The 7,540-nt window shown below is 67.2% G+C and carries 5 protein-coding genes and 1 tRNA gene; 2 read left to right on the top strand and 4 right to left on the bottom strand.

All coding sequences use genetic code 11. From position 1 onward, the window contains the following. Positions 1-48: 48 nt before the first annotated feature. Positions 49-133, top strand: a tRNA-Leu gene (locus WB508_RS04875). 229 nt (positions 134-362) lie between these two features. Here WB508_RS04875 and WB508_RS04870 read toward each other — a convergent pair. After that, a complete protein-coding gene (locus WB508_RS04870) occupies positions 363-2,480 on the bottom strand; it encodes a bifunctional polysaccharide deacetylase/glycosyltransferase family 2 protein (protein WP_423843754.1) in 2,118 nt (705 codons plus the stop codon). Here WB508_RS04870 and WB508_RS04865 point away from each other — a divergent pair. Then, the gene (locus WB508_RS04865; RefSeq protein ID WP_423843753.1) at positions 2,466-2,861 is read left to right on the top strand and encodes a hypothetical protein; all 396 of its coding nucleotides are present in this window, start codon (positions 2,466-2,468) and stop codon (positions 2,859-2,861) included. The genes WB508_RS04870 and WB508_RS04865 overlap by 15 nt on opposite strands. 409 nt (positions 2,862-3,270) lie before the next feature. Here WB508_RS04865 and WB508_RS04860 read toward each other — a convergent pair whose 3' ends face one another. From WB508_RS04860 to WB508_RS04850, 3 genes are all read right to left on the bottom strand, one after another. Further along, positions 3,271-4,875 carry a lipase family protein gene (locus WB508_RS04860; RefSeq protein WP_423843752.1) on the bottom strand — a complete coding sequence of 535 codons (1,605 nt, stop codon included), beginning with the start codon at positions 4,873-4,875 and terminating at the stop codon, positions 3,271-3,273. Between the two features lie 22 nt (positions 4,876-4,897). After that, positions 4,898-5,257: a pyridoxamine 5'-phosphate oxidase family protein gene (locus tag WB508_RS04855; RefSeq protein WP_423843755.1), complete on the bottom strand. Its 360-nt coding sequence runs from the start codon at positions 5,255-5,257 to the stop codon at positions 4,898-4,900. A 38-nt stretch (positions 5,258-5,295) separates the two neighbouring features. Further along, the coding region (locus WB508_RS04850; RefSeq protein WP_423843751.1) for an AMP-binding protein at positions 5,296-7,540 on the bottom strand (2,245 nt) is incomplete at its 5' end.

Below are 7,540 nucleotides of genomic sequence, written 5' to 3'. Positions count from 1 at the left end.
GTTTGCTAGAGTTCATTGCTGCCCCGCTCGCGGGGTGACGCACCACTCGTCCGGGTGGCGGAATGGTAGACGCGCTAGCTTGAGGTGCTAGTGCCCGGTTACGGGCGTGGGGGTTCAAGTCCCCCCTCGGACACGGTCAATCCCCCTGAACTCACTCTCGCCGGTGAGGACGGGGGGATTGCTCATTTCAGCGGGAGCACGTGCTGTCTTCGTCGCGTGATCGTACTCGATCGCCAGCCCGATTTCCTTTTTCTCTTTGAGGATCCGCATCAGGGCCGAGCACCTCTTCCAGGCTCTCACGTAACTGCACTAAAACATCATGCGCGCGGGGTCCGGTTCGACCTCCTAGCGCTCGTACGCGGCTAGGTCGCCACGCCGACGGGTGCGGCTTCCATGTCGCCGGTCCGCCGTAGCTTCTGCCATTTGAGTCTGATGCCATACACCGCGCTGGCAACCGACTGGATGACCACGAGGTACATCATCTGGCGGTAGACCAGTTGTTGAAGGACGAGCGTCCACAGCGGAGCCAGCTTCTCTCTGTCAAGAACAAACGCGTAGGCGGCGCTGAGGTACTGCATGGCAAGGAATGCAAGCCAGACCCAGACGATCTGCATCGACGAACCGAACACGAGCGCATAGATCGCAGCGACGTCGATCGCAGGTGCGAGGAGGGGTAGGGCAACCTGGAACGCGAGGAGATAAGGCAGTCCCCGGCGCCCAAGCTTGCCTGACGCGCCGCTCTCCACCGCCGCGTGCCGGTGCTTCCACATCGACTGCATCGTGCCGTAGCACCAGCGGTATCGCTGCCGCCAAAGCTGGCCGAGCGTGCTGGGTGCCTCGGTCCACGCGCGGGCGTCGGGCGCATAGACGACCCGCCAGCCCCCACGGCAGATGGCCATCGTCAGGTCGGTGTCCTCGGCCAAGGTGTCACTACTGACACCACCGACGGCGTCGAGGGTTTCGCGCCGGAACGCGCCGATGGCCCCCGGCACCGTCGGCATGCATTGAAGGACGTCGAACATACGTCGGTCGAGGTTGAATCCGATGACGTACTCGATGTGTTGCCAGCTCCCCAACAGGCCGCGTCGGTTGCCGACTTTGGTGTTACCGGAAACTGCGCCGACTGCCGGGTCCGATAGCGGCGCCACCAGCGCGCGCATCGCGTCTGGCTCGAAGACAGTGTCACCGTCGACCAACACCAAGATCTCGCCGCGCGCGGCCGCGATGCCGGTGTTGAGCGCGGTTGGTTTCCCGCCGTTTGCCTGCCGGATGAGTCGAACTCCGGGCATTTCAAGATTGTCGACGACTGACGCTGTGGCGTCGGTAGACCCGTCGTCAACCACGATGATCTCGAGGTCCGGGTAGTCGCTGGCTGCGAGCGACCTGACCGCCGAGGCGATTCCCAGCTCCTCGTTGTAGGCGGGGACAACGACAGTGACCGATGGTAGGTGGTGCGCTGTGTCGGGCGAACGTCGACGTGTAGTCATGTCGTGTCGTCGGGCAAACATCACGAGGAGCGCGGTACGAAGCACGGCAAGGATGGCCAGGCCGAGGAATGCGATCCTCAGTCCGTCGGCTATCACGCCGGAGAGCCGCACGACACCCATCGTGATCCACCCCCCGACGCGCTCGCCGGTCGTGGCTCGCTGCCACGGCGACGGAAGCCCGACGGAATCGGTGATGGTGTCGAATGTGTAGCCATCTGCACGCAACCCGGTGATCAGGTCTGCAACGGCCCTGACGGTCTGCTCGCGATTACCGCCTCCGTCGTGGAGCATGACCACAGCGCCGGCTCCATCCGCAGGTGTCCCGGCAGCGACAATGTCATCAGTGCCAGGCCGTTGCCAGTCCTTGGTGTCGAGGTTGGTGAAGACAACCCGGTAGCGGGTCGAGAGCTGGAGCGCCTTCCAGTCGGAGGGTCCGATTGCGTCGGCCTGGGACGAAAAGGGTGGGCGCATCAGGTTTGTCGTGCGGCCTGTCGCGGCGGCGATGGCGAGCTGGGTCTGATTGAGCTCGAGTCTGACTCGCCATGGTGGAATGTTGGCTAGGTTGACGTGTGTGAAAGTGTGCACGCCGACCTGGTGACCCTCGTCGATCATCCGGCGGACGAGATCCGGTCGCGCGACGACGCGAGAACCGATCACGAAGAAGGTCGCACTGACCTGCTCACGGCGGAGGACGTCGAGGATCTCGGCGGTGTAGCGGGTGGGCCCGTCGTCAAAGGTCAAGGCGACGTGCCGGTCCTTCAAGCTCAGCCCGGCGGTGTTGGGGCGCGAAGGAGCGAGTATTGGCCCGCCGCGCAGGACACCGGACGGCACGGGAGTGGTGGAGATCCGAGACTCTGGCGCCCTAGCGCTCTCACCCAGGACGCCTGAGGTGAAGCCGGACACCACCAGGAAGAACAGCAGAGACAGCAGGAGAACGACGAGCAAGACCCAGTGCGTGCGTGGGTGGCGCGCGTCGGCGTGGCCGCGCACCATGACGACTACTTCTTGAACTTGCCGGGCGGATCCGCGGGCGGAACCCCGGGAGCGGTGGTGGGTCGAGCCCGCGGGGCAGTACTAGACCGGGTCGTGCTCCCGGAGGTGCTGTTGCCAGCGGCCACGGGTCGAGCAGGCGGGGCGGTACTGGACCGGGTCGTGCTCCCGGGGGTGTTGTTACCAGCGGCCGCGTTGGGGGCCTTCGGCGCGGAGGAGGAGGTCGCAGATGGGCCGCTGGGCGTACCGACCTCCGCGCCGACCTGCCCGGTGCTGGTGGTGCCCGTGGCGGGGATCGACGCCGGCGCGGCCACGGGTGCGGGAAACGTGCCGCCGGCGGCCGACCGAGGCGGACGATCTCCCGGGTTTCGCTCTGCCTGCTGAGCGGCCTCACTCGCAGAAGGATCCCCGAGGCCGGGGACGTTCGCTGATGTCGTCAAGCTGACGACAAGGGCGCCAGCGGCAAGACCGATCAGCGCAACGGTAGTTCGTGTGGCCTGCTGCCACCGGCGGGCGCGCGTGCCGGAGTCGTCGGTGAAGACCGGCGTCGGGGCCAAGTGACTAGGCAAACTTCTCCAGTCATTGCAGGAAGCGGGAGATCAAAGTCTAACAGCTTGGAACATCGATCGGTGAGGTCTCCTTATCGGCGGAACCACGGGACCGCACACGTCTTTGCGGGGCACCGGCGCCTGTTGGGCCAAGGCATCCAGGTGCGCCTTGCCCACGATGCGTGCGAGATGCCAACGAAAGGCAGAACCTGACAGGACGGGATGGCTCGCCGATCAGACCTGTGTCAGAGGGCGGGCCAGCGGTTCTGCCGCCCGCGGAACCACAGCAGGTGGCCTGCTGCGAGGCACACCCACGCGAGCGCCAACAGCCCTGCGATGGCTGGGGCACCGGTGCCGGGCAGCGTGTCGCGGGCGTTCGCGCCCGCTCCGCTCCCTGATCCGGCAGCCAGCGCATCAGTCTTCGAACCGGGCGTGGGGGAGTCCCCGCCTCCCGATGCTGGAGTCGGGTCCGGCCCGGGGCCGCCGCCGGACCCGTCGGACGGATCGGTCGGATGCATGGGAGAACCATTTCCCGGGACGGGCAGCGGCGCCAACGAGTTGCCGGCCGCGATCGAGCCGCAGCTGCTTGGCGGCGACGTGGTGCCGTCGAAACGTGCCTCGAGCCAGGCGATGGCCTCGGGCAGCCAGAGCGGAACCGTGGTGACGTGGCTGGCCGGGTACTCGCGGTACTGGACCGGGAGATCGGCGTCGCAGTAGCGGCGGGCCAGCGATCGAACGTCGCCAGCCAGCATCACGCCGTCGCCCGATCCGTACGTCGGGTGCTCCTGGGTGCCCTCGGCCTCGCCGCCGGTGCCCTGGCCGACGAACATCGGGATCGTGGGAATCGGCGCCTGCCCCAGATTGAGCTTGTTGACGGTGGTGACGTACGGCTCGATCGTGGTCCGGTCCTGGTGCTGAGGCAGCGCCAGGGACTCATAGGTGAGCCCGGGGTACCGCCCGAGCACGTCGCCGATGGGTGCCCTGTCGAGGTCGTCGAGCAGCTGGCGACCCCGCTCATTCAGGTAGTCGCGCAGCGGCACGTCGTAGGCGCGACTGACCCCAACGAACGCCATCACCAGCACGCCGGCCCAGATCGTGGAGCCAGAGATGTAGTCGAGGTTGTGGTCCGGCACGACCAGGACTCCACCCTCGGCCGCCCCGACCAGCCGTTCGTTGATGTCGGGGGCGTACGAGGGGGCGACCACCGCGGCCCAGTTGGTGCCGATGGCACCGCCTGAGTACCCGAGGAGGCCGATCTTGGCGGTCGGGGAGACGTTGCTGGCTGGGGAGGCCAGGACAGCCCGCAGCGAGTCCACGGTGGCGCGTCCGTACTCCGGTCCTGCGGCGAAGTCGGCCGTCGCTCCCTGCGTGTCGGCCATCACGACCGGGTGGCCCGCGAGGAGCAGTCCTGCGACTGAGGCGGTCTCGGCGTGCACCACGGGGGTGCCGCCGCTGTTGCCGCCGGCCAGCGCGTAGGAAGGACCGTCCTCGGGGTTCAAGGAGTCGTAGAACGACTGGTAAGCCACCACCTGCGTCGCCGGACCTGTCAGTGCGCTCGCTGGCGGCTGAATGATCGACGTGGCGTTGGCCGACGGTCGGCCTTGCGCGTCAGTGGTGCGATACAGCAGCTGCACGACGGTCAGGGGGAGCGGAATGCCCGAAAGGCTGTACTGGACGGTGCGGGTCTTCAGCACGGTGCCGTTGGCCAGGACCGAGAGTGGCGTGGACCCTGAGTAGGTGTGGAAGTCGTCGGCAGCAATGGCCGGCGAGGTACCCATGACCAGAGCCAGGACAGCAAGGATGGACACGAGGGCGCGGGCCTGAAGCCGGCCCGGCCGGTGGGAGTTCACGGCCTCACTGTAGCGACCCGACTCAGCGGCGAGGGACGTATCGCCCGGCGACGGATCGGCGGGCGAGGTGAATCACTTCGCCGCGTTCGCCGCCGGCCCACGGCCGGAGTCGCTCCCACGCCATGACGCGGTCTCGCAGCTCGGGATCGGAGACCCGGGAGGTGCTCCCCTTCACGGTGACGTTCCACCCGACGGGGGAGGCTTCGGCGTGGTGATCGATCTCGAAGGCCACATCGTCGAGTCCTTCCGCCAGCTGGTGGAGGGTGCTGTCGGTGGCCGTGCGGAAATAGATCTCGTCGTCGATCACGGCGAAGTTCAGCGGCAGCAGCTGCACGCCGTCGGCGTCGACAAAGGCCACGCGTCCGACGGTGGTGGTCGACAGAAGCTCGATTCAGTCCGTTTCGGTGAGCGGTCGGAGGGTCAACGGGTCTTGGCTGTGGTCCGAGTCATCGTGATCCATGAACCCATCGTGCTCCTGCGGCGGACCACGGTGCGTTCCAGCCACCCGTAGCAACGGTGGTAGGCCAGACCGACCGCCAGTGAGCTGATCAGCGCGAGCAGCGGGATGTGGTCCTCCAGGTACGGATAGACCTGCCACTGGGTCAGGTAGATCGACAGGGACGCCGCCGCCAGGGCTCCAGCGCCGCGCGCCACCCACCGCGGCAGCGAGATCGTCTGGACCCAGATCAGCAGCAGTGCGCCGACGATCACCACCGCTTCTCTCTGCGGATCCGCGAAGAAGCCTGGCACGGCCAGCACCAACGCGGTTGACACCATCAGCCGGTGCACCACGGATCGCGCCGCCCACGCGGCCCAGCCCAACGCGAAGCACCACAGGACGAACGCTGGGGTGTACCTCTCGGTGGCACCCGCCTCGACGCCGGTTTCCGCGAACCGCGCGGCCAGGGTGAACGCCACCGCGGTCATGGCGACAGCAAATGGCGCCCGCCGGATCATCCGCTCGACGCCGGGCACACACGTCACAGCGAGCACGCCGAGCTGCGTCCAGATGATCGCCTCGAGGAACCAGAACTGCCACTGGATGGTCCATTGATCGCTGCCGAACAGGCCGTTGAGCATGAAGACGGTCGACCACGTGTAGGTCCCTGCCACCAGCGACACCGCACCGATCCACATCATCGAGGGGATGGCGATCCTGGCGACCCCACTCAGGGCGCGGCGCACGCGGCCACCCACCGACTCGCCGACAGCTCGGAATCGGAACAGATTGAAGCCGACGACGATGAGCAGCAGGTGAGCACCACCGGGGAGGGTCCAGAGGTTGGCGTGCGTGCCGAGGATGAGCACGATGGCGACGGCCCTCAGCACGACGGACGTGTCGACCCGCACCGATCGACTCGGGGGAGCGGCACGATCGACCAGCTGACGGATGGGGAGGCGGTGCCAGCTCGGCGGCAGATCCAGTCCGAGCTCGGACAACCTGACCGAGACCTCGACGTACGACAAGGAGTCGCCGCGCAGCGACTGGAAGCTGTCATCGATCGTCGCTGCTGGGCGGCCCAGGAGGTGGGCGACCAGGGCTCTGACGGTCTCCGGCTCGACTGACGTCGGCGAGAGCGGTTCGGTCTGTCCGAGGTCTGGGTGGTCCTCGGTGTTCATCGCGGCAGCGCGATGGCGCAGTGCCGCGTAGTCGACCTTGCCGGTGGACGTCCGAGGCTGATCGTCGACGTCGATCACGTCGACGACGTGAGAGGGCAGCCGGCTGTGCCGCACCACGGCATCGCGGACCGCCTCGCACACCCGGTCGCGCTGCACGAACACCTGGAGACGTTCGCCCTCGGACACGCAGCGGCCGCTCACACACAGGTTGGCCAGGGCGCACTCCACGTCGTCCAGGTCGATCCGCATCCCGTACAGCTTCGCGATCCTGTTGCGCCGGCCCATCCACTGGTACAGACCGCCCTCGCCGATGCGAGCGAGGTCGCCGGTGCGCAGCTCGCCGACCTCGGGCCCCCTGCTCAGATCCGCTGCGGTATGGGCGTAGCCCATCATGACGTTGGGCCCGCTGTAGACCAGTTCTCCCACGTCTGAACCGAGATCAGACGCCTCCGGCACAGGGTCGAGACGTAGCGCTCCGCCGGGAATGGCCACTCCGAGGGCACTCGGGTGCTCCTCGACCAGCTCCGGCGGCACATACGCCATCCGGGCGGTCGCCTCGGTCTGGCCATACATCGGCACGAGGCTCCAGCCGTGGTCCCGACCCAGCTGGGCGTATCGACGCACCGACGCGGCGTCGAGTCGGCCACCGGCCACGGTGACCTGTCGTAGAGACCGGTGGTGCTGCTCGGCGAAGCCGATGCCGTCGAGCAGGTCGAAGGTGTACGGCACGCCGGCGAAGGACGTGGCTGCTGTCTCGTCGACCAGGTCCCACAGGCACGGATCGACGACCGACAACTGGGTCGGGACCACGCTGGCACCGGTCATCAGGTGACTGTTGACCACCGACAACCCGTAGCAGTAGTGCAGCGGCAAGGTGGTGAGCGCACGGTCCTGCATCGTGATCTGGAGGAACTGGGCGATCGATTCGGCGTTGCTCACCACGTTCTCGCGGGACAACCGGACCAGCTTCGGCGATCCTGTCGACCCGGAGGTGGACATCAGCAGGGTCAGATCGGGGTGCAGATCGTGCGTCGTGCGGTCACGG

Source organism: Aeromicrobium sp., from assembly GCF_049586495.1.
Lineage (GTDB): Bacteria > Actinomycetota > Actinomycetes > Propionibacteriales > Nocardioidaceae > Aeromicrobium.
Note: the sequence above shows the minus strand (reverse complement) of the source record. Positions and strands in the feature narration are given on the sequence as shown.

Excerpts from the sequence above, each read along its gene's own strand:
- WB508_RS04870 (WP_423843754.1), bottom strand. The coding sequence starts at position 2,480 with ATGGTGCGCGGCCACGCCGACGCGCGCCACCCACGCACGCACTGGGTC.